This is a genomic window from Ochrobactrum soli, from assembly GCF_003664555.1.
GTDB lineage: Bacteria > Pseudomonadota > Alphaproteobacteria > Rhizobiales > Rhizobiaceae > Brucella > Brucella teleogrylli.
Genome location: NZ_RCHH01000030.1, coordinates 1 through 21902, shown reverse-complemented (window position 1 = coordinate 21902; position 21902 = coordinate 1). Strand labels below are relative to the sequence as shown.

Genomic DNA, 21902 nt, shown 5'->3' with positions numbered 1-21902 from the left:
AAAAGCACTTGGCGATATCATCAGTCTCTTCTCCATCAATGAATGCCAGAACTTCTTTAAGGCTGCTGGGTATGAGGCCGAATAAATGCGACACGCTTTAAACTGGTGGGAAAGACATGGCGCGGCCATAACGGACGGTGCGGCCAGAACCGCACCGTACATCGGCGTCAGGCCGCAACATGCAGCGGTCTGTAATTGCCCCGCCAATAGGCTAAAGTCCCGCCCTCATCTTTGGTGCCCACAGCTTTGACCGAGCCGATAATGATCGAATGTGAACCGCGATCGATCATTTCATCGAGCTTACAGTCGAACACCACGACCGCATCCTTGAGCAGCGACGCGCCGGTGGCCATAGTCATCCACTCCGCGCCCTCGTAGCGATCGGCGCCATTGATGCCGCCGAAGCCCGAAAAACGTTCCGCCAGTGCTTGGTGTTCCGGTCCGAGCGCGCTCACGCCGAAATGACCGAAGCGCTCGATGATCGGCCATGTCGAGGACGATCGGTTGATACAGGCAATGACTTTCGGCGGTTGTGCCGACAAGGACACCATCGAGATGACGACAAGGCCCGACCGGTCTGTCCCCACACCAGCGGTAATAAGGCTGACATTGCCAACGACCAGCCGCATGGCAGCGCGAAACGCAGCCACACTCTGTTCGCCGGACATGTCGTGGAAGGTAAGTCCATCCGACATGATATGTCTCCCCGTCGCGTTACGCAGCCGCTTCGACCGAACGGTGCGCCGGGCGAATACCGCGCGCCTCGAGGATCGGCAGGACGTTGTCGCGGAAATAAGGAAACTCTTCAGCGTAATCGAAGAAGGAAAGCGTGGTTCCGCGAAAACCCGCCTGATGCAGCGCGGTGATGCCGTCCGCAACCTGCTCCGGCGTACCGACGAGAGGAAACCCTCCGTGACCGGCCGCCATGCGGTCGCGAATGAGTGCGAGCAGATCATGCGGGAAGGACTGCGCATGGCTAAACAACAGTCGCACGAGGTTGTCCACAGCCGCCCAGTCAATGTTGTTCTTACCGGTGTATTCCAAAAACTCCCTAGCTTCTTTTTCAGTCGGGCGACAGACGACATGGGAGAAGGTCAACACATTAACGTCACGGCCAGCATCACTGCCTTGCTGCTTCAGTGCGGCAATCTCTTCCGCGGAGCGGGACAGGTCTATAGCTGGAGTGAACAGGAAATCGGCATTGCGGACCGCAAAGGCTCGCCCTTCTCCGGAACCCGCGGCATTCAGAATCGGCAGTTGCCGCGATGGACGAGGGTCGCCCAGAATATTCTTCAATTTGAAATGGGTGCCATCCCAGTCGAAAGCTTCGGTGCGGGTCCAGAGCGCCTTGACGATATCATACCATTCCTGCGCATACCCATACCGGGTCGCGTGGTCGTCGGGCAGTGTCAGTCCCAGCGCCTCATATTCGGGCTTGTTCCATCCCGCGACGATGTTGAGACCGACACGACCATTGCCAATTTGGTCGATCGTGGCGAGTTGCTTCGCCACCACCATCGGGTGGTTGGCGGTGGTGTGGACCGTCGCAAAAATCGTGATGTTGCGCGTCATGGCAAGCAATCCCGCTGCCCAGGTCATGGTTTCAAGAACGCCGCCATGAAAATTCGTTTCACCGCCGTAACCAACCCAGCGGGCGATCGGCAGCATAAAGTCGATACCGGCGTCATCGAGCATCCGCGCCAATCGCAGATTGTTGTCCCAGGAATTATTCCAACGCTCCGGTAGTTTCGAAACCGTCAACCCGCTGGAACAGTTGGTGGCAAAAGTCCCAAGTAGGAACGTATCCGAATTAAACATGCGGTTTTGGGAATTTGTCATCGTTCTCCTCCTTACGATGAATTTTATAATAGAAAATCTATTTGATATTTTATGTAGACGCAAGAGGAACGCTGCTGCATCCTCCTGGAAGGGAGATTCACATGGCGCGCAGAAGCAAGAACAAGAGCATGGACAAATTCGACCGCACCTGGCACTTGGCCCATACCCCACTGGAAATCGACGTCGTAGAATTTGAATACGCCTTGATGCGCACATTCGAGGCTTTTGGCCGTTGGCAGACCGAATGCCTTTCCTCGGTTATAGATTTTGCAGCGAGCGGGCCGGAGAATGCTCTACTCCACACGATCAGAATGAACGACCGGCCCAAGAGCATACATGATCTTGCATATATGACCAATCGCGAGGATATCCCGAACATCCAATATAGTCTGCGCAAGCTGATCAAGAGCGGACTGGTCGAGCGCAATGGAAGTGGTCGCGCGGGCGTGACCTATGAAGCTACCGCGCTGGGAAAGGACGTTACCGACAGATATGCCGAAGTGCGGTCGGCCCTGCTGATAGATGCGGTGCAGCACGTACCGGAACTGGGTCAGCGCCTGGAAGGCGCGGCGCGCACGCTGGAACTGATGACGGGTATTTTTGCGCAAGCAGCACGGAACGCTGCGACCCATCGGCGACGCCCCGGCAGTTTCGCCGTCCCTACTCAGCCCAAAGCTGCAGCGACACAGTCCAACGAATGACCAGCAGCACAATGGGTTTAGAAAGTGCCGCCGTTCGGTCAAATCTTCTTGGTCTTTGAGTCAGGTCCGGGAATTTCGGGAATCATCTGACGAAGAAGGTTCCGCAAGATCGCACGAACTGCGATAGTGGCCGCAGATTGTTCACGATCTCGGGGAGCGATGAGACGAACTTCACGTACAACAGCCGGATCCGTCAGAGGGCGAGCTACAATGCCACGACCGCGCAAAGCAGTAAAAGCGTAGGCGGGCAGAACGGCGATACCGGCATTGACCTCGACCAGCGAGAGAACCGTATGAATCTGGTTGACTTCTATATGGGGCCGCAGTGCCAGTTTCGCCTGTTCAAAGCCAAGTTCGGTCAAAAGTCGAATATTGCTCTTCTGGGTGAGCGTGATGATTGGCTGATTGTCGAGTTCGGACCAGCCGACCTGCTTATATCCAGCAAAATCATGTTCTGGAGATACAAAAACCATCAACTGATCCCGAAGCGCAGTCTGGCTCTCGACATCCGAGTCTTCACCAGAAAATGTGCCTATGCCAAGATCGCAACGCCCATTGCGCACCTGTTTTATGACGGTTTCAGGCCCCACATCGTCAATCTTGATAACGAGATTGGGATATTCATCAGCCACCCGGCGAACGAGACGTGGAAGCACTGTTGTGCACAGCAAAGGTGGAGCTGCGATACTGACCTGGCCCCGCCGTAACTTTCCCAAATCGCGCACTGTTTCGGCGGCGCGATCAATTTCTGCGAGACCGGCGAGCGCGCCTTCGGCAAAGGCACGGCCCGCATCCGTCAGACTGACGCGCCGTGTCGTCCTGTCGAAAAGCCGCGCATCCAGCACGGCCTCTAGATCCCGGATTGTATGTGAAAGATTAGCCTGGGTCGTTCTGACACGCTCGGCTGCGCGAGAAAAGTTGCCTAGTTCGACCACGGCCTGGAAACATTCAATTTGGCGGAGAGTGGGGCGCATTGGTTCACTTATGAGTTTTTTATTATGAATATATTCTACTTACAATACTTCTCGAATGAAAGAAAGTCGGGCTCGATCAGGAAGACGCGGGTTTTGATTTGACCCGCCCCCGAAGCGAGGTTTCCGATGAAGTATGACCGTCAGAACGCCAAAGCCCACTCGCGCGCTACGATGCGCGGTATCTGGGCTGCGGCAAACACGCCTTTCAATGAGGATGGATCGATCGATGAAGGCGGCTTCCGCAAGAATGTAGACCACTGGGTCAACGATCTCGGCATTGACGGACTTTTCGTCGCGGGAAAGCAGGGCGAATTTTTCTCCATGTCGGTTGACGAACGCAAACGCATGTTCGACCTGGCTGTCTCGGCAGTTGGTGACAAGGCGCAGACGATCATGTCCTGCTCAGACCAGAACATGGATGTGGTCATCGATCTGGCAAAGCATGCACAGGCCTGCGGCGCCGATTATATCGTCGTCCATGCGCCTGTCCTGCACTTCCTGCGCGCGCAAGACGACACACTGATGCGCTATTATGAAACGATCGCCTCAAAGGTGGATATCGGCCTTGCGCTCTGGTCGCATCCCGATAGTGGTTATCTGATGAGCCCCGAACTCTGCAACCGTCTGGCCGACATCGAAACCGTCGTCGCAATCAAATATTCGGTCCCGCGCGACATGTATCGCAAGCTCACCGAACTGGCGGGCGACCGCATTCTGGTTTCGACTGCATCGGAAGATGAGTGGCTGGACAATATTCTCGAATTGGGCTGGCAGCTATATCTCTGCTCTTCGCCGCCCTACACGCTGCAGACAAGTGTTGATCGCCGCATGCGCGATTATACCGATCTGGCCTTTGCTGGCAAAGCTGATGAGGCACGCGCCGTCTGGCAAAGTCTGGAGCCTGTCCGGCACGCCTTCAAGTCGTCACGACCGGCTGAAAAGCCCACCTCGCACCAAAAATACTGGCAAGAGCTGCTCGGCCAGGTCGGCGGGCCTGTTCGTGCGCCGATGCTTGAGTTGACCGATGCCGAGAAAAGGGCAGTCCGGCAGGCATTTGATGGCTGCGGTCTCAAACTATCCTGATCGAACCGAAAAGGGGAACGAGAATGACAAAACTGAGCGCCTTTAATTTTCAGAAATGGATCGATGAACACAAGCACCTGCTGAAGCCACCTGTCGGCAATCAGTTGGTGTTTAAGGACGCAGACCTGATGGTTACGGTTGTCGGTGGTCCAAACAAGCGCACCGATTACCACGACGATCCGGTCGAAGAGTTCTTCTATCAGCTCAAAGGCGACATGCTGCTGAAGCTGCATGATACGTCGACGGGTGAGTTTTACGATGTGCCGATCCGCGAAGGCGATATCTTCCTTCTGCCTGCGCATATCCGCCATTCGCCGCAGCGCCCACAAGAAGGCTCTATCGGTCTGGTTATCGAACCAGCTCGTCCTGAAGGCGCTCTTGATGCCGTCGAATGGTATTGTTTCGAATGCAGCGGCCTCGTTCACCGTGCTGAAGTTGATCTGGAATCCATCGTGGACGATCTGCCGCCTCTTTACGCCGCGTTCTACAACGATGAGAAGCTGCGTACCTGCCCACATTGCAAAACCGTTCATCCCGGAAAAAACCCGCCGGAAGGTTGGGTGGCGCTCTGACAAGAGCACGCCCGGCGATACTACCGGGCGCCCGTGCACAAGCTTAAAACATAAGGGGAATTGAAGTGAAAAAGAAACTTCTGATGATCGGCCTGCTGGCAGGGCTGACAACTGGCGCGACTGCCGCTGAACCAGTCAAGATTGGCGTGATAACGACCTTGTCAGGTCCAGGAGGCTATCTCGGTCAAGACGTGCGCGATGGCATGAAGCTTGCCATCGATGCAGAAGGTGGCAAGCTCGGCGGCGTACCGGTTGAACTGAAGGTCGAAGATGATGCGGCCAAGCCCGGCAACGGGCGTCAGATCGCCGAACGGTTCATGTCGGAAGACGGCGTCAAGCTCTTTACCGGCATCATCTTCTCGAATGTTGCCGGCGCGGCGGTGCCGGATATCGTCGACAACGACAACCTCTATATCAGCGCTAATGCTGCGCCGTCCAACTTGGCGGGCAAGGCCTGTGACGCGAATTATTTCGTGGTTTCGTGGCAAAATGACTCGCTTCATGAGGCATCCGGGATCGCGGCGGAACAGGAAGGCTTCAAGCGCGCTTTTATTCTCGCACCAAACTATCAGGCGGGCAAAGATGCGCTGGCCGGCTTCAAACGTCGGTTCAAGGGGGAGATTGTCGGTGAAATCTACACCCAACTCGATCAGACCGATTATTCAGCCGAAATGGCACAGATACGTGCCGCCAATCCTGATGTGGTCTTCCAGTCTCATCCGGGTGGCATGGGCATCGCATTCCTGCGCCAGTATCAGCAGGCTGGTCTTCTCGGTAAGATTCCAATGGTTCTGTCCGAGCCATCCAGCGATGCTGTGATCCTTAAATCATTGGGCGATGCTTCGGTCGGCCTCATGGCTACCAGCCACTGGAGCCCGGATATGGACAATGCCGCAAACAAGGAACTCGTCGCTAAGTGGAAAGCCGCTTACCCTGACCGCCCGCTGACATATTACGGAACGCAAGGCTACGATGTGGCTCGCCTGATTGCTTCTGCGTTGAAGAAGACCGGTGGCGTTGACGATATCGATGCAGTGCGTGAAGCGCTGCGGAAAGCGGATTTCCAATCGGTGCGCGGCAATTTTTCCTTCGGCCCGAACCAGCACCCGTTGCAGGACTGGTATCTCCTCGAGATCGTGAAGGGTGACGATGGTATGCCGACCACCAAGATCAAGAAGAAGCTGATCGAAAATTACGGTGATTCCTATTCTGCAGAATGCAAGCTCTGACAGCCACCGCCCTGCGCGTGTGAAAGTACGCGCAACGCTTCTTTTTATTTTTTATGAAGGTCGTTTCCTCCAATGACACTCATCTTCGAGCAACTTTTGAATGGCCTTCTCTATGGCGTCATGTTGTTCCTTCTGGCAGCAGGGCTAACACTGATCTTTGGGATCATGGGCGTTATCAACCTCGCTCATGGCTCGCTCTACATGATCGGCGCTTTCATCGGGACCTGGGTGGCTGTGCAGACAGGAAATTTCTGGCTGGGCCTGCCGGCAGCAGTTCTGGCGGCAACGCTTGCCGGTATCGTGATCGAGCTCGGCGTCATGCGAAAACTCTATCAACGCGATCATATGGATCAGGTGCTTGCGACTTTCTCGCTTATTCTGATTTTCAATGAACTGACCGTGCTGATTTTTGGTCGCCAGCCAATTTTCACGCAGTTGCCTGCATCGCTCTCTCAACCGATCGAGCTGTTTTCAGGCCTGAGCTACCCCCCGTTTCGACTGCTCATCATTGCAGCGGGTCTGATGGTGGCTGGCGGGCTTTACCTGCTCATAAACCGCACCCGCATTGGCATGCTGGTCCGCGCAGGCTCGACCAATCGCGATATGGTGCGTGCTCTCGGCGTCGATATCCGTCTTCTCTACACAATGGTGTTCGCGCTCGGGGCTGCTTTCGCGGGCCTTGCCGGCTTCATGACCGGGCCGATCCTCGCCGTTCAAGTCGGCATGGGAGAGCAGATATTGCTTGCCGCTTTTGTGGTTGTCGTAATCGGCGGCGTCGGCTCGATCAAGGGAGCCTTCATTGCTGGTATTTCGCTCGGCATCATAGATACATGCCTGCGTGCATTTCTGCCTTCAATACTGCGCCAGTTCATGGCGGGCGCCGAGGCAGACGCGCTCGGCGTGGGCATCGCCTCCATGGGTATCTATCTGTTGATGGCTATCGTTCTTCTGTTCCGCCCGAGAGGCCTCTTTCCGGTGGGAGCCTGAAACATGTCATATCGCTTTCTATTCGTTCTTCTCGGCTGCGGGGCGCTTGCATTATTTCCTTTCGGCGCCGACGCATTGGGGCAGCCGGCTGCGTCAAGCCTTGTCGCCCGGATCATGATCTATGCTATCGCTGCGGCCAGCCTCAATCTCATCCTCGGCTATGGCGGGATGGTGTCTTTTGGTCACGCCGCCTTCTTCGGGATCGGCTCCTACGTCGTCGGGATTCTCTATTTTCACCATGCCGAAGAAACGCTGCTCTTCGGTTTTATTCCGGGTTCTGATCAATTTCTGATCACTGTTCCTGCAGCAATGCTGGTAGCGGGACTTGCGGCACTGATCATTGGAGCTCTGGCGCTGCGTACTTCGGGCGTGCAGTTCATCATGATTACGCTCGCCTTCGCCCAGATGCTCTTCTTCCTCTTCGTTTCGCTGAAGACCTATGGTGGCGAAGACGGGATCATTGTCCGCCGGGCAAACGATTTTTTCGGCTTCAGCCTGCGGGAAAAGACGACGATGTATTATGTCATCCTCGTCTCGATGATCTTATATTTCGGCTTTCTTTGGCGGGTCGTGCATTCGTCCTACGGCGCGGTGCTGTCCGGTATTCGGCAGAGCGAGCGACGCATGACCGCCATGGGTATCGAAACCTATCGCTACAAGCTCTACGGCTTTGTTCTTGCCGGAATGGGCGCGGGTCTGGCTGGAGCGCTTCTCACCATCTTCATGCGGTTTGCAAGCCCAGACACACTGCATTGGACTAAATCGGGCGAGTTGATGGTGATGGTCATTCTGGGTGGCGTCGGCACTTTCTTCGGTCCCATCTGGGGTGCAGCCGCATTCCTGATCCTGCAGAATTATCTCGCCTCCTGGACTGAGCATTGGCAGCTCGCCATGGGTATCATTCTGCTTGTCCTCGTCTTGGGAACCAAAGGCGGCATTGTCGGTGGTTGGCGTGCGCTTTGCCGTCTGTTTCGCAAGGACCGCAAAGTGGAGGTGACCGCATGACTGCGATCTTACAAGTCCGTGATCTGGTGAAGCGTTTTGCAGGGCTGGTCGCGACGGATCATGTCACACTCGACGTCACGGAAGGGCATATCCATGCCCTGATCGGCCCGAACGGCGCAGGAAAGTCTACACTTATCAACCAACTTTGCGGTGAGCTTACGCCCACATCAGGGACGATCAGCCTGATGGGGGAGGACATTACCACCTTGCCCGCCGCGATACGTGTCGGTCGCGGGTTGGGACGCACATTCCAGATATCGACACTTCTGAATGAAATGAGTGTGCGCCAGAACATCGCCATGGCGGTGCAAGCGCGCGAGGGACATAATTTCAGGATTCTCGACAGTCTGAAAGGCCGCAGCGCCATCTGGCATGAGGTTGATGTAATTCTCGCCCAAAGCCGACTGGCCAATCACCCGGAAAAACTAGCAGGCGATCTGTCAAGTGGCGGGCGCAAGCAGCTTGAACTGCTCATGGCGCTCGCCGGTAAGCCGAAGCTTTTGCTTCTCGACGAACCGATGGCCGGTCTCGGCCATGTCGAAAGCCAGGAAATGATCGAGCTTCTGCAGGGATTGCGGGGAACGGTTTCGATGCTGCTTGTCGAGCACGACATGGAGGCGGTGTTCGCGCTGGCCGACCGCATATCTGTGCTGGTCTATGGCCGCGTCATCCTAACGGGCACGGTGGAAGACATACGGGCGAGCGAAGCTGTGCGGGAAGCCTATCTCGGTGGAGAGGAGGAACTGTGCTAAAAATCGATGGATTGCAGGCCGCTTACGGCCACTCACAGGTATTGTTCGACGTTTCGCTCGAAGTAAACGAAGGAGAACTTGTAACCCTCATGGGCCGTAACGGCATGGGCAAGACGACCACGATACGCACGTTGATGGGTCTCCTCGCCCCCAAAGGGGGGAAAGTCCAGATTGCAGGGCGAGACACGACCAGCTACAGCCCAGAAAAGGTGGCGCGTCTTGGTGTCGGCCTTGTGCCGGAGGGACGACAGATTTTTCCGACATTGACGGTGCGGGAAAATCTGGTTGCAACCGCTTCAAACCGATGCAAGCGGCAGTCTCCGTGGGATCTCAGCAAGATATATGCGCTTTTCCCACGTATGCAGGAGCGGGCGGACCAGACGGCCGGCACACTGTCGGGCGGCGAGCAGCAAATGCTGGCAATCGGGCGTGCGCTGATGACAAATCCGCATCTTCTGATCCTTGATGAAGCGACGGAAGGACTTGCCCCCGTCATCCGCACGGAAATCTGGCATTGCATCATGCAATTGCGCGAAATGGGCCAATCGATCCTGCTAATAGACAAGAATATCGCCGTTTTGAAGCGGCTGGCGGATCGCCATTATATTGTCGAAAAAGGCCGGACGGTCTGGCGTGGAACGAGCGCAGATCTCGAACGGGACCAAGATCAGGTGCATGCTTATGTCGGTATCTGAGTCAATCGTCCTGATTGGATGGGGCGCTATCGGCAAACGGGTTGCGGAACTCCTCGCCGAGCGAAAAAGTCCAGTCAAAATCGGTGCAGTCGCGGTGCGCGACCGGTCGGTCACTCGTGACGGACTGCCTGTCGGCGCCATACACATCGAAGATCCCGCCGAACTCGCAGCCACCGGCGCAAGACTTGTCGTGGAAGTTGCGGGGCGCCCAAGCGTCTTGCCATGGGGTGAAGCAGCTCTTTCCGCGGGAATGGATTTCGCGGTTTCATCGACATCGGCGTTCGTGGATGATGCGATCTTTCAAAGATTGAAAGACATCGCGGCGATCCGCGGTGCGAAACTGATTATTCCACCCGGCGCGCTCGGGGGGATCGACGCGCTTTCGGCAGCAAGCCGTCTTACCATTGCAAGCGTCGAACATCGCATCATCAAACCTGCAAAAGCCTGGGCGGGGACACAAGCCGCCCAACTGATACCGCTCGATGAAATCACGGAGGCAACCACGTTCTTTACGGATACGGCCCGTAAGGCTGCAGACGCCTTTCCGCAAAATGCCAATGTCGCCGTGATTACCTCGCTTGCTGGGATCGGTCTCGATCGTACCCGTGTCTCATTGATCGCAGACCCGGCAGCGCGCCTCAACATGCATGAAATCATTGCCGAAGGCGATTTCGGCAGGATGCAACTGCGTTTTGAAAACGGCCCGCTCGCGACCAATCCGAAATCATCGGAAATGACGGCGCTAAATCTCGTCCGCCTTATCGAGAACCGGGTCGCCACCACGGCAATTTAGAAACACACTCTCCCAAAGCGAGAAGCAGCCTTGGAATGAAGACATGAACAAGAACCAACATTACATACGGCATCTGGCTGAAGAAACGGGTTTAGACCCCGCTCGCCTTGATCGCGATTATAATGCCAAAGCTACCGTTTCGCCGGAAACCTTTGCCGCCGAAATGAAACGCTACCGCCAGGCAAGTGTTGAGCCGCGAGTTCATTGGGGGCAGCATTTCGACGTGGTTTACGACGAAGAAAGCGGGCAACGGATCGATATTTTCGGCCCTTCGTCAAGCGGCGGACTAAATCCGGTTTTTATATTCATTCACGGTGGCTATTGGCGGGCGCTGTCCAAGGAAGATTCCGCCATGATGGCTGGAATGCTTGCGCGCGAAGGCATTGCCACGGTCGTCGTCGACTATCGTCTGGCACCCGAAGTATCTCTTGCCGAAATTACGCGGGAGGTACGCTCTGCTCTGGCCTTCGTTTGGCGTCACGGTCGGGACTATGGTCTTGATCCGAACCGGATAACGGTCGGGGGAAGCTCTGCCGGCGGTCACCTTGCGGGCGCGCTCCTTTCTGAGGGATGGCAGGGCAAATTCGGTTTGCCAAAGGATGTAGTCAAGTTTGCCATGCCGGTCAGCGGGCTTTTCGAGCTTGCCCCTGTGGCTGAAACTTTCCCGCAGGGGTGGCTGAATCTTAGTCCTATTGATGTCGATCAACTTAGTCCCATCCGGAGCATTCCTGTGGGTGGGTGTCCGATAACCGTAGCATGGTCAGAGCATGAAGCGGACGGCTTCAAACGCCAGTCACGCGCTTATGCCGATTGCTGGGCTGTGGCTGGCGGAAGGGTGAAGGCAATCGAGGTCGCGAACCGAAACCATTACAATATTCTGATGGACTGGTGCTCGCCAGAAACCGAGATGTCGCAGGCCCTGCTCGCCGGGATTCGCAACATCGGTTGACTGGCTTCTACAAAAAGTTTTGCGGTCGCGCGGCTCTGCGCGGCTGGCAGTTTGGTGCGTGAAAAATTCGCCGACACTCATACAAACTCATGTGATAAAACTCATGGATATATAGTTTCAATATGAATTGTCACATGAATTAAACCCCCTCATTCTATCCGTAACGATAATCTGGGCTTGGCCCAACTAGTAGATTGCAGAGGCTTTCTGATGCAAAAATCCGACGTACAGCTTTTCATAGGCGGCGAATGGCGCAAGTGCGCCAATACGCTTCCAATTATCAACCCTGCAGACGAGACCGAGATCGGCCAGGTTGCGGTGGCAGAACGGGGGGACCTGGAGGCTGCACTTCAGGCAGCCTGGGACGGATATCAGGTCTGGCGCAACACTGCGCCGGCGGCCCGCGCTGCGATCATCATGAAGGCGTCGGCGCTTATGCGCGAGCGGCAGGAAGAGATCGCACGCGCGATCACGCTCGAAAACGGAAAGCCTATAGCTGAAGCCCGGCTTGAGGTCATCCGGGGCTGCGAATTTTTCGAATGGGATGCGGGGGAATGCATTCGTTTCTATGGCCGTGTCATACCAAGCGCGCCCGGTATTCGCTATATTGTTGTGCATGAGCCAATCGGCCCAGTCGCTGCTTTCGCACCATGGAATTTTCCAATGAGCCAACCTGCACGCAAGATTGCGGGCGCTCTGGCTGCCGGTTGCTCCATTATTCTGAAGGCATCCGAAGAAACGCCGACTGCAGTTACGCATATTGCGCGCGCATTTGAAGATGCAGGGCTGCCAGCAGGTGTGTTGAATCTGGTTTTCGGCGTTCCGGCGGATATTTCGCAATTTCTCATCCCCAGCCCCGAAATTCGGGCCATCGCATTCACCGGATCAACAGCTGTCGGCAAGCATTTGACCGAAATCGCCGCGCGTCATATGAAGCCCGCTCTTATGGAACTCGGCGGCCACGCCCCGGTCATCGTTTGCGAGGACGCCGATCCGGTTCTGGCGGGCATCGCATCAGCACGCCGAAAGTACCGCAATTCAGGCCAGGTATGTACCTCCCCAACACGCTTCTTCGTTCATGAAACCCATTATGAGCGTTTTACTGCAGCTTTTATTGAAACGGCGCAGTCAATCCGTGTCGGTAACGGACTGGAGGAAGGGGTGCAGATGGGGCCTGTTGCAAATGATCGTCGCATTATGGCGCTGGAAGAGTTGGTCAGCGATGCCGAAGCCAAGGGTGCAAAATTGCTTTTTGGCGGTCGCCGTCTGAAGAACAACGGTTATTTCTTCCCGCCGACGGCTCTGGCGGAATTGCCCAGCGATGCCCGTGCGATGTCCGAGGAGCCTTTCGGTCCGCTGGCCTTGATCAATCCAGTGCCGTCCCTTGATGTGGCTATTGAAAAGGCGAACTCGCTGCCCTTCGGTCTTGCCGCATATGGCTTTGCGAACTCCGCGGAAAATGTGGACCGTCTTATGTCGGGTCTGGAAGCTGGGAACGTCTCGATCAATACGCTCGAAGCATCTGTCGCTGAGACACCGTTCGGTGGTGTCAAGGATAGTGGGCTTGGCCGCGAGGGCGGAGCAGAAGGATTGCATCACTATACGGTCGTGAAGAACGTCTCGCATCGTTTGGTCAATAGTCTCTAGACCATTGCGGGACCGCCAGTCCGGCATCTCTCCTATGACAGTGGATAATGGTTCGACATATGATGGAATGCAGCACTATCGAATGATGTTGGTGTTCTTGCCGGTTGCTACTTCGATATGCGGCTAACTCGCCGCATGCTCTTACGATTATGGTCAAATGAGGAACTGAATGGATGCGACTTTCTAAATTGCAACATATCGCGGGCGCCTTTCTGGTATCGTCTACTCTTGGGGGCACTTACGCGCATGCGGCCGACGCCGTGAAAATAGGTTTTATTACCACCCTGACCGGCGCTGCAGGCTATCTCGGCGAAGACGTGCGCGACGGCTTCAATCTCGCGGTTAAACAGGGCAATGGTCTTCTGGGTGGCCAAAAGGTCGATGTTGTTATCGCCGACGATGGACTGAAGCCATCGACAGGCCGCCAGTTGGCGGACCGGTTCCTATATGACGAGCAAGCCGATATCATAACCGGTATGATTTTTTCGAATGTGGCCTCGGCTATCATTCCCGAGGTAATCGACGCCGGTAAGATCGTGATAAGCCCTAATGCCGGGCCCACTGAATTTGCCGGTGTTAACTGCAATGCGAACTATTTCGTCATGTCATGGCTCACCGACAGTATGCAGGGCAGCGCGGGGCGCAATGCAAAGGCTCTCGGCTTTAAGCGAGCTATGGTGCTTGCTCCGAATTTCCAGGCAGGTAAGGACGCGGTCGAGGGCTTTCGCCGTACTTTCGAGGGAGAAATTATAGAAGAGGTCTACACAAGTCTGGACCAGATCGACTATGCAGCGGAAATGGCGCGCATAAGGTCTGCAAAACCTGACGTAGTATTCCAGTTTCACCCCGGTGCTTTGGGGATTGCGTTTCTTCGTCAATACCAGCAGTCAGGCCTGTTAAATGAGATACCAATGGTGGTTGCTGAGCCATCCATGGATCATGCCATCCTGCGTTCTCTTGGAGGAATTACAGAGGGCCTCAATGTCTCGGGTTCCTGGAATGTCGATCTGAACAACGACGCCAATAAGCAGTTCGTTGCCGCATTTCAGGGCGAGTACGGCCGGACCCCAACCATGTATGCAGCGCAAGGCTATGATACAGCGCGGGCTATCGGAGCGGCACTGGCACATACCGGCGGTGATTTTAAGGACCCCCAAAAGTTTCGTTCTGCAATGTTGAAGGCTGATTTCTCATCCGTTCGAGGTAACTTTGCGTTTGGCAAAAATCAGCACCCGGTTCAGGATTGGTATGCTATGCGCGTCGAAAATGATGGGAAGGGTGGGTACAGTTTGGTGACGAAAGATAAGATCGCTGAGATGTCCGGAGATGTGTTTGCCGATGAATGTAAACTTGAGCCCGCATTATGAAGCACAATCACATCTGGATTGCCAGTTTGGGCATCAGCCTTGAACAACTGGCACTTGAGGACGGGACGCTTGTAACTTGCATTCCGGATCTCGGTCCCGTTCAATGGAGGCGTGATAAGCTTATTGGTGAGATGCAATTCACTCGGAACGAGCCCTATCCGACATCTCCGATGAATAGCGCCGATAACGGACTTGCCGATACATTATCGCTTAGTTTCAATATCTATCTTGTCCAATCCCGTGCTGGAAATGTTTTAATAGATACTGGGATCGGAAATGGTAAGTACCGCCCCGATCGACCCGCATGGGATAGGTTGAATGGTCCGTTTCTTGCCATTCTGGAAGGACTTGGTTTAGATGCCGATCATATTGATTTCGTCATCAATACCCATTTACACGCCGACCATGTCGGCTGGAACACCATTGCAGACTCTAGCGGGGTCTGGCGCCCAACGTTTCCTTCGGCGACTTATGTTACGCCGGCACGAGAGCTTGAAGCAATGTTGGCTAAAGCCCAAGCAACGTCCAATTCGTCGAATCTACTCCATGGCGCCTGGCAAGATAGTGTCATGCCAATCATCGACGGCCCCGGCTATTTGGCGGTGCAACCAGGCGAAATCGTTGCCGGTCTTCAAACAATTGCATTGCCTGGACACACTTCCGGAATGATCGGTCTGATCTTGGGCAGCGGCGATGAAACTATTGTCTTCACAGCAGATGCGATACATCACCCTATCCAGTTGCCTAATAATGCTCCGGCATCGAATTTTTGCATGAATCCGGAGGAGTCGGTCCAAACGCGGATCAAACTTCTGGAAACCTGTGCGCTGAACAACTGGATCATCGCGCCCTATCACTTTCCGGCTCCGGCCTTCAGCCACATCAAGCGAAATGAAGCAAACGGATATGAGATAAAACCCTTCGTCTTGCCTGGGTGATCAAAAGACCTGAGTGGAACCCCTGATAAGAATTGGGACAATAAACTCGCGCAGTAGCTGCTGCAACGCATTGCCGAGGAGTTTGCAAGGGCTGATCGGTATGATCGACGTCGATTGCAAACTTTCGTCAAATCCGACAATGTCGACATTCCGTCCTCTTGGAAGCTCTGCCTTCGTTGCCATTTATGCGCCCGGGATTTCCCATCACGGATAACTCCCTTATTGTTTTGCATTTATAATTGCGAAGAATGGCGTCTCCACTGTGCACTCCCACCGCCGACGATGCCACCCGCATCTTAGTTTGGTGCCCACTATGAACCGCTACAACATCGCTGAACGACGTACAATTGCGCGCTAGCGACCCCCTCCGCTTGAAATTAATCCTGTCACGATGTATATACTCGTGTATATACAAAGGAGGCCAATATGCCACAGCTCCGACACTCCGAACCTACACCAGCCCGCGAAGCAAAACTCTTCCGTAACAATAAGAGTCAGGCCGTACGCATTCCAGCTGACTTCGAACTTCCGGGCGACCGGGTGATGATCCATCGCGATGGAGATCGACTTATCATAGAGCCGGTGCGTCGCCAGAACCTGTTGGAAGTGCTTGCCGGGCTGGAACCGCTTGGGCCGGAAGATCAGTTCCCTGATATTGACGATACCCTGCTACCGTTGAAAGAATTCGACCTGTGAGCGCGCTCTACATGCTTGACACCAATGTCGTGTCCGAGCTTACACGAAACCCCAAAGGTGCTGTCGCCATACGCATTGCTGAGGTCGGACCAGAAGCAGTTTGCGTCAGCATTATCACGGCAGCGGAGTTACGCTATGGATGCGCCAAGAAAGGATCGCCGAAGCTACTGGCGCACATCGAGGCCATTCTTGGAAGTATGCAAGTGCTCGCACTTGATATGCCTACCGACGCCGAATATGGACGAATCCGAGCCGAATTGGAAGCCGTTGGCCAGCCCATCGGTCCGAATGACCTCTTCATCGCTGCCCATGCTTATGCGCTCGGGGCGGTGTTAGTCACGGCCAATACCGGAGAATTCTCACGCATCCGTGCTCTGAGGGTCGAAAACTGGCTACGCGACTGAGCCGTGCTGTTGTTCCTTCAAAGAGGATCTGCCGCTGAAGGGACAGATCACAAAAAGTGCATTTATAATTGGTAGATTGTACCTTGGTCTGCTCATGCCTCGGATAAAGACTGGTTTTCCGCTGATGGCTGCTATGAATGTAGGCACCGAATCTGAACAACAATTGATGCCTTGACTGCTGATGATGACCAACCCGATCCACATTCTCAAAACCGTTTATGGATACGATGCCTTCCGTGGGCGACAAGCTGAAATCATATCGCACGCGATAGCAGGCAATAATGCATTCGTCCTGATGCCGACAGGCGGCGGCAAATCCCTATGCTATCAGATTCCCGCCCTTGCGCGACCAGGCATGGGGATCGTGGTGTCACCGCTTCTTGCGTTGATGGCCGATCAGGTGTCCGCGCTCCGGCAGGCAGGTGTGAAGGCTGCGGCGCTCAATTCCGACCTTGCTGGCGATGACAGGCTAGCCTTGTGGCATGATATCCATGCTGGTGTGCTTGATCTGCTCTATGTCGCGCCTGAAACACTGCTCAGACCAGATACATTGCAACGCCTGAGCGACGTGCCTCTCTCGCTGATCGCTATCGACGAAGCACATTGCCTGTCGCAATGGGGGCATGATTTCAGACCATCCTATCGACAGCTCGATGTGTTGATGACGCAGTTTCCCAATACGCCACGCATGGCGTTGACAGCAACCGCCGACGAGCCGACACGTGCGGAAATCCTGTCGCATCTGCAGATTGACGAGCGCGATGCCTTCATCGCCGGTTTCGACCGCCCCAATATTCGCTACACGATCATGGAGAAGAACAATCCCCGCGCGCAATTGAAACGTTTTCTGCAGGATCACCAGGGTGAAAGCGGCATCGTCTACTGTCTTTCAAAACGGAAGACGGAAGAAACGGCCGAATGGCTGCGCAGCCTGGGCTATGACGCTCTCTCCTATCACGGCGGCATGGAGAAGCCTGCGCGCGAGGCGAACCAGGCACGGTTCCAACATGACGAAGCGATCATCGTGGTGGCGACGATTGCGTTTGGGATGGGCATCGACAAACCGGATGTACGCTTCGTCGCCCATGTCGATCTGCCGGGAAGCATCGAAGCTTATTATCAGGAGACAGGGCGTGCGGGGCGCGACGGACTGCCAGCCGAAGCGATGATGCTCTACGGTTATGAAGATATCGTCCTGCGCAGCCGCTTCATCGAGGAATCCGACGCGCCCGATCAGCGTAAGCGGATGGAGCGGCAGAAACTCGACACCCTCCTCGGATTGGCCGAAACGGCGAACTGTCGCAGACAGGTGCTGCTGTCTTATTTCGGTGATAGATGCGAACCGTGCGGCAATTGCGATACCTGCGCCGAACCACCAACCCTCTTCGATGGGACAATAGCCGCACAGAAAATATTGTCCTGCATTCACAGAACCGGGGAGCGGTTCGGACAAGCCTATATTGTCGATGTCCTTCTTGGCGTCGAGGATGAACGCATCAGCCGCTTCGGTCACGATCAGATTTCGACTTTCGGAATCGGCCGCGAGCATGTCAATCACACCTGGCGTGCGATCATACGGCAGTTGATCGCGCAGAGGTTAATCGATGTGGACTTTGCCGGGCACGGCGGTTTGTCGATCTCGGAAGCAGGTCGGCAGTTTTTGCGCGCAAAGCATACGCTCATGTTGCGTGTCCCGTCGAAATCGAAGCCATCGCGTGGTACTGTTTCACGTGGGAAATCGGCAACATCCGCCCTTTCGGAGCGTGATGAGGCGCTGTTTCAGGCACTGCGCGAGAAGCGGCTAGAGATAGCGCGCACGCAAAATGTCCCACCTTATGTGATCTTCCACGATCGCACACTAATCGAGCTGTCCACTGCCAGGCCAGCCTCACGCGCCCAGATGGCCGATGTGCCCGGTGTCGGCGATACAAAGCTCGAACGCTACGGCCCGGCCTTTCTGGCCGTCATCAACGCACACGGTTAAATCCGCCTCAGCATTTGGCGTTCAACAATACCGACCTTAGAGTCTGTCAGCGCTACTCGGGATCGCCATGAGATTCCCTCGGGCTTGACATTGCGATTCAGGATCATTGCTGGATTGGAGGCCAGCGTGATGACGCAATCTCTTGTACTGTGACGTGCCCCTGTTAAAATGGTTCGGCTTTAATGTTAGTCTTCCCGCCTCGCTTCTTCCATGATAAGTCCTTCCTGATTATCATTAAGCCCTCGCGCACCATGGCGCTTATTGCCCTTATGTGCTCAGGGTTTCCACATCATGGATAAATTCGTGATATCAGTTTTCTCATAACCGATCCCGACCGTTCGTTCTTTCCCGGGTCAAATGCCCCCGATCTTCTTCACGGCCTTCTATCGTCAGTCAGACATTCACCCTCGGCTACGATTTCTATCGCCCGACGCACCGCATCCTCTGCGGCAAAGGTGGCGATTTCAGCTTCGTGCGCGGAACAAGGACGAATTCCTAAACCCCACACTGTGTACATCTCATTTTGAGCTAGCGTCGTGTTACCTGGGTCCACCACTTTTAATGCGTATTTGGTTGCAGATGGGGTCATCGGGGTGCTTCCATAGAAGCTCCCGCTAATGACTTCCAGCTGACCAACCTGGCAGCGCACGCCATCGAATTCTTCCAGCGCCGGCGGTAAACTACCGGCAAGGATAATCGCATCATTCCGGGAAAAACGGCCGTACAGCGAATAGCAGTATTCGGTGTCAAGATCGAAAATGCGCAGCCGTGAGATCAGCCGATCGACACCTTCATATTGCAAGATGCAAAAATACGCACACCCGCCACAAACCGGAATGTCCGCTTCATCAAGAACTTGCGCGTTCTCACCGAATATGTCCCATGGAATTTCTTTTAACATTTTATCATCTCTCACCAGCCAATAGACATATTGTGAGGCCAATCAGCCGCCGGCGCAAACGGACCATGAACACCGATGAAAATTTTTAACGTGGCACGTTGAACGGTATTATGCGACTGGATAGATACGACCGTTGTGACAAGCACAACTGGCAGGTTTGGGCCGTTAAAGTTTGACAAACAGCCAAGAGCGCAAATCCTGAGGCAATCGGCCGACCATCTGGATCGCGCTCGAAGAAGCGTGTCGTCACACCCGCCAAGTCTGCGACGACCATACTGAATGGCTGATTCAGGGTTTCACCAGGCCTGACGAATTGGAGCCGGCAACCCAAATAAGAAAACCGGGAGCACGTATGGCGCATGCTCCCGGTTTTCTTATTTCGATAGACTGTGGGTTGCCAAATGGCCGCTTACGCGAGTGCCATTCTCATTTCGCCAATATATTCTCCGCGCTCCCAGAAATGGCCCCATGCGGTGTTTTCGTAGTTTGCCCTGGGAAGTCTGTAAAGCGTCAACCGGACAGAACCTTGCTTTCCAAGTGCGAGCAACCGCTCGCGATAGGTTGTGGCTACGTTGATTGCGAATGCATTCGCGAATTCGAATTCATACTCACCATTGATATCAACGCTATCGACAAAACACTCGTTGGTGTCGTCAACAATCACCACACATCCATTGAGCGTGGAATAAGCGCGACAAGCTCGCTTGAAATCGTGCCAGACCGAACCTTGTCCTGATTGATTATAGCGTTGTTCGACGGTTGACTCATCGGCAAGGAACGAAAAATGTCCCTCCTCAAAATCCTTGAGCATGCGCGCTGCAATGCCGTTGCTGGCTTTGTCGATACCGTAGTCTAAAGGCGAAGTTCCAATCATTGAAAAATCCTTTCCTGAAAATGATTGTCTGTCAGCTTCAAGAAACGCTGGCTTCTATAGTAAAGCACAATATTACAATAATATCAGATGCTTATGCTTTTTTAACTGGTCCAATTGTGCCCAAATGGCCCCCAAACGGCTTCATTTCGAAGTGCTTTAATGCCTGTTTCATGACATAATGTCGCATATTGGGACGCGTCAGTGGTATCCGCAATCAAATCGCGGATTTTAGTACCTGGAAGAGCCGAAAGCGCTATTTATCCGGGCAATGCCAGAAATACTTCTGACCAAAACATCGGGCTCGATTGACCTCGGCTTAGATCTGGGTAGCAGACACAGGAGGCGTTCATGCGATTGGCTTTGGCCCTCCTTTTGCTACAGGCTTCCTTGTCGCCCAATACCTGTTAGCTCCCTGTCGGTCACGATTCTGTGCTCCGGACAGGCGGTTAATCCACGACTATCACCCAGTCCCAGCGAAACCCATTTCTGCCCTGCTCCCACCAGTAACCGTAAGGATTGCAGACGATGCGGCTTTGACCGATCTGAACGTCAAAGGCATGATGAGTATGGCCACAGATCCATATATCCGGGGCCTGTTCGGAATGCAGGATGTCATTGAAGGCCTCTGCGCCACAGGCAAACAGAAAATTTGCCTCTTGCCCCGCATAAGCCGGCGGCGAAATTATAGTTTCTCATCAGATTCTGATCCCATAATCGGGAGCCGGCGGGGAAGCATCGCCAAAGGCACAAGCAAGCATGTTCCCTTTTTGTTTCGAATGCTCTAGAAACCACGCATGGACATGTCAGCCGATTATCCGCGGTCCCGTGTTCAAAACCACTCATGCGTGACGAGGACATATGGCAGCGGCCCATCTGGAAAAACTGAATGATCGCCAGCGAGAAGCGGTCGAACATGGCGTCGCCATGCCGGATGGTACGATCGGCGGTCCACTTTTGATCATCGCGGGTGCTGGATCGGGCAAGACGAACACATTGGCGCATCGTGTGGCTCACCTGATCGTCAATGGCGCTGATCCGCGCCGGATATTGTTGATGACATTCTCGCGTCGCGCGGCGTCCGAAATGGCCAGGCGTGTCCAGCGTATCTGCAAACAAGTGCTTGGCGATCATTCGTCCGTCATGACGGACGCTCTGGCCTGGGCGGGAACATTTCATGGAATGGGCGCGCGTCTTTTGCGCATTTACGCCCAACAGATCGGGCTCAGCGCCGACTTTACCATTCATGACCGAGAAGACAGCGCCGATCTCATGAACCTCATTCGTCATGAACTGGGTTTCTGGAAAATGGAAAGCCGCTTTCCAACCAAAGGCACCTGTCTCGCAATCTATTCGCGGGTCGTCAATTCCGAGAGTACAATCGGCGTGGTGTTAAAGAATGCCTATCCTTTTGCCCTTGGTTGGGAAGAGCAGTTGAAACAGCTCTTTGCCGCCTATGTGGACGCCAAACAGCATCAAAATGTGCTCGATTATGATGATCTCCTGCTTTACTGG

22 protein-coding genes are annotated in these 21902 nt (G+C 54.5%); 17 read left to right on the top strand and 5 right to left on the bottom strand.

Going from position 1 to position 21902, the window contains the following annotated elements; genetic code table 11:
• Positions 1 to 167 precede the first annotated feature (167 nt).
• On the bottom strand, positions 168 to 695 hold the full coding sequence (locus D8666_RS23350) for a flavin reductase family protein (protein WP_235859069.1): 528 nt from the start codon (positions 693 to 695) through the stop codon (positions 168 to 170).
• A 19-nt stretch (positions 696 to 714) separates the two neighbouring features.
• Positions 715 to 1839, bottom strand: a complete 1125-nt coding sequence (locus D8666_RS23345) for an LLM class flavin-dependent oxidoreductase (RefSeq protein WP_121539617.1) — start codon at positions 1837 to 1839, stop codon at positions 715 to 717.
• Between the two features lie 101 nt (positions 1840 to 1940).
• Between D8666_RS23345 and D8666_RS23340 the strand changes: the two genes are divergently transcribed.
• On the top strand, positions 1941 to 2540 hold the full coding sequence (locus D8666_RS23340) for a winged helix DNA-binding protein (RefSeq protein ID WP_121539616.1): 600 nt from the start codon (positions 1941 to 1943) through the stop codon (positions 2538 to 2540).
• Positions 2541 to 2578: 38 nt separating this feature from the next.
• Here D8666_RS23340 and D8666_RS23335 read toward each other — a convergent pair whose 3' ends face one another.
• Positions 2579 to 3514 (bottom strand): LysR family transcriptional regulator, encoded by a 936-nt coding sequence (locus D8666_RS23335; RefSeq protein ID WP_121539615.1) that lies wholly within the window; start codon positions 3512 to 3514, stop codon positions 2579 to 2581.
• A 126-nt stretch (positions 3515 to 3640) separates the two neighbouring features.
• Here D8666_RS23335 and D8666_RS23330 point away from each other — a divergent pair, with 126 nt between their 5' ends.
• The 15 genes from D8666_RS23330 to recQ all read left to right on the top strand — a co-directional run bounded on the left by D8666_RS23330 (position 3641) and on the right by recQ (position 18615).
• Positions 3641 to 4597: a dihydrodipicolinate synthase family protein gene (locus D8666_RS23330; protein ID WP_109365801.1), complete on the top strand. Its 957-nt coding sequence runs from the start codon at positions 3641 to 3643 to the stop codon at positions 4595 to 4597.
• 23 nt (positions 4598 to 4620) lie between these two features.
• Positions 4621 to 5169 (top strand): 3-hydroxyanthranilate 3,4-dioxygenase, encoded by a 549-nt coding sequence (locus D8666_RS23325; protein ID WP_109365800.1) that lies wholly within the window; start codon positions 4621 to 4623, stop codon positions 5167 to 5169.
• A gap of 65 nt (positions 5170 to 5234) precedes the next feature.
• Positions 5235 to 6398, top strand: a complete 1164-nt coding sequence (locus tag D8666_RS23320; protein ID WP_121539614.1) for an ABC transporter substrate-binding protein — start codon at positions 5235 to 5237, stop codon at positions 6396 to 6398.
• Between the two features lie 72 nt (positions 6399 to 6470).
• On the top strand, positions 6471 to 7385 hold the full coding sequence (locus D8666_RS23315; RefSeq protein WP_121539613.1) for a branched-chain amino acid ABC transporter permease: 915 nt from the start codon (positions 6471 to 6473) through the stop codon (positions 7383 to 7385).
• Between the two features lie 3 nt (positions 7386 to 7388).
• The gene (locus D8666_RS23310; protein ID WP_121539612.1) at positions 7389 to 8390 is read left to right on the top strand and encodes a branched-chain amino acid ABC transporter permease; all 1002 of its coding nucleotides are present in this window, start codon (positions 7389 to 7391) and stop codon (positions 8388 to 8390) included.
• Positions 8387 to 9142, top strand: a complete 756-nt coding sequence (locus D8666_RS23305; RefSeq protein ID WP_121539611.1) for an ABC transporter ATP-binding protein — start codon at positions 8387 to 8389, stop codon at positions 9140 to 9142. The genes D8666_RS23310 and D8666_RS23305 overlap by 4 nt, the downstream gene beginning before the upstream one ends.
• Entirely contained in the window at positions 9136 to 9837 is a 702-nt protein-coding gene (locus D8666_RS23300; RefSeq protein WP_121539610.1) for an ABC transporter ATP-binding protein, read from the top strand. The genes D8666_RS23305 and D8666_RS23300 overlap by 7 nt, the downstream gene beginning before the upstream one ends.
• Positions 9824 to 10630 carry an aspartate dehydrogenase gene (locus D8666_RS23295; RefSeq protein ID WP_121539619.1) on the top strand — a complete coding sequence of 269 codons (807 nt, stop codon included), beginning with the start codon at positions 9824 to 9826 and terminating at the stop codon, positions 10628 to 10630. The genes D8666_RS23300 and D8666_RS23295 overlap by 14 nt, the downstream gene beginning before the upstream one ends.
• A 43-nt stretch (positions 10631 to 10673) precedes the next feature.
• Complete coding sequence (locus D8666_RS23290; RefSeq protein ID WP_235859068.1) at positions 10674 to 11579, top strand: alpha/beta hydrolase; 906 nt, start codon at positions 10674 to 10676, stop codon at positions 11577 to 11579.
• Between the two features lie 210 nt (positions 11580 to 11789).
• Positions 11790 to 13226, top strand: a complete 1437-nt coding sequence (locus D8666_RS23285) for an NAD-dependent succinate-semialdehyde dehydrogenase (protein ID WP_121539609.1) — start codon at positions 11790 to 11792, stop codon at positions 13224 to 13226.
• 173 nt (positions 13227 to 13399) lie between these two features.
• Positions 13400 to 14593, top strand: a complete 1194-nt coding sequence (locus tag D8666_RS23280; RefSeq protein WP_121539608.1) for an ABC transporter substrate-binding protein — start codon at positions 13400 to 13402, stop codon at positions 14591 to 14593.
• Positions 14590 to 15531, top strand: a complete 942-nt coding sequence (locus D8666_RS23275) for an MBL fold metallo-hydrolase (protein ID WP_121539607.1) — start codon at positions 14590 to 14592, stop codon at positions 15529 to 15531. Before D8666_RS23280 ends, D8666_RS23275 begins: the two co-directional genes overlap by 4 nt.
• Before the next feature lie 426 nt (positions 15532 to 15957).
• Positions 15958 to 16227 carry an antitoxin gene (locus D8666_RS23265; protein WP_121539605.1) on the top strand — a complete coding sequence of 90 codons (270 nt, stop codon included), beginning with the start codon at positions 15958 to 15960 and terminating at the stop codon, positions 16225 to 16227.
• Complete coding sequence (locus tag D8666_RS23260) at positions 16224 to 16631, top strand: type II toxin-antitoxin system VapC family toxin (RefSeq protein WP_121539604.1); 408 nt, start codon at positions 16224 to 16226, stop codon at positions 16629 to 16631. Before D8666_RS23265 ends, D8666_RS23260 begins: the two co-directional genes overlap by 4 nt.
• Positions 16632 to 16812: 181 nt before the next feature.
• Entirely contained in the window at positions 16813 to 18615 is a 1803-nt protein-coding gene (gene recQ / locus D8666_RS23255) for a DNA helicase RecQ (RefSeq protein ID WP_121539603.1), read from the top strand.
• Positions 18616 to 18988: 373 nt separating this feature from the next.
• Here the strand turns inward: recQ and D8666_RS23250 are convergent, their stop codons facing one another.
• Entirely contained in the window at positions 18989 to 19516 is a 528-nt protein-coding gene (locus tag D8666_RS23250) for a hypothetical protein (protein WP_121539602.1), read from the bottom strand.
• Between the two features lie 409 nt (positions 19517 to 19925).
• Entirely contained in the window at positions 19926 to 20390 is a 465-nt protein-coding gene (locus D8666_RS23245) for a hypothetical protein (protein ID WP_121539601.1), read from the bottom strand.
• A gap of 858 nt (positions 20391 to 21248) precedes the next feature.
• Between D8666_RS23245 and D8666_RS23235 the strand changes: the two genes are divergently transcribed.
• Positions 21249 to 21902, top strand: a 654-nt coding sequence (locus D8666_RS23235; RefSeq protein WP_147438030.1) for a UvrD-helicase domain-containing protein, incomplete at its 3' end; no start/stop codon positions are given.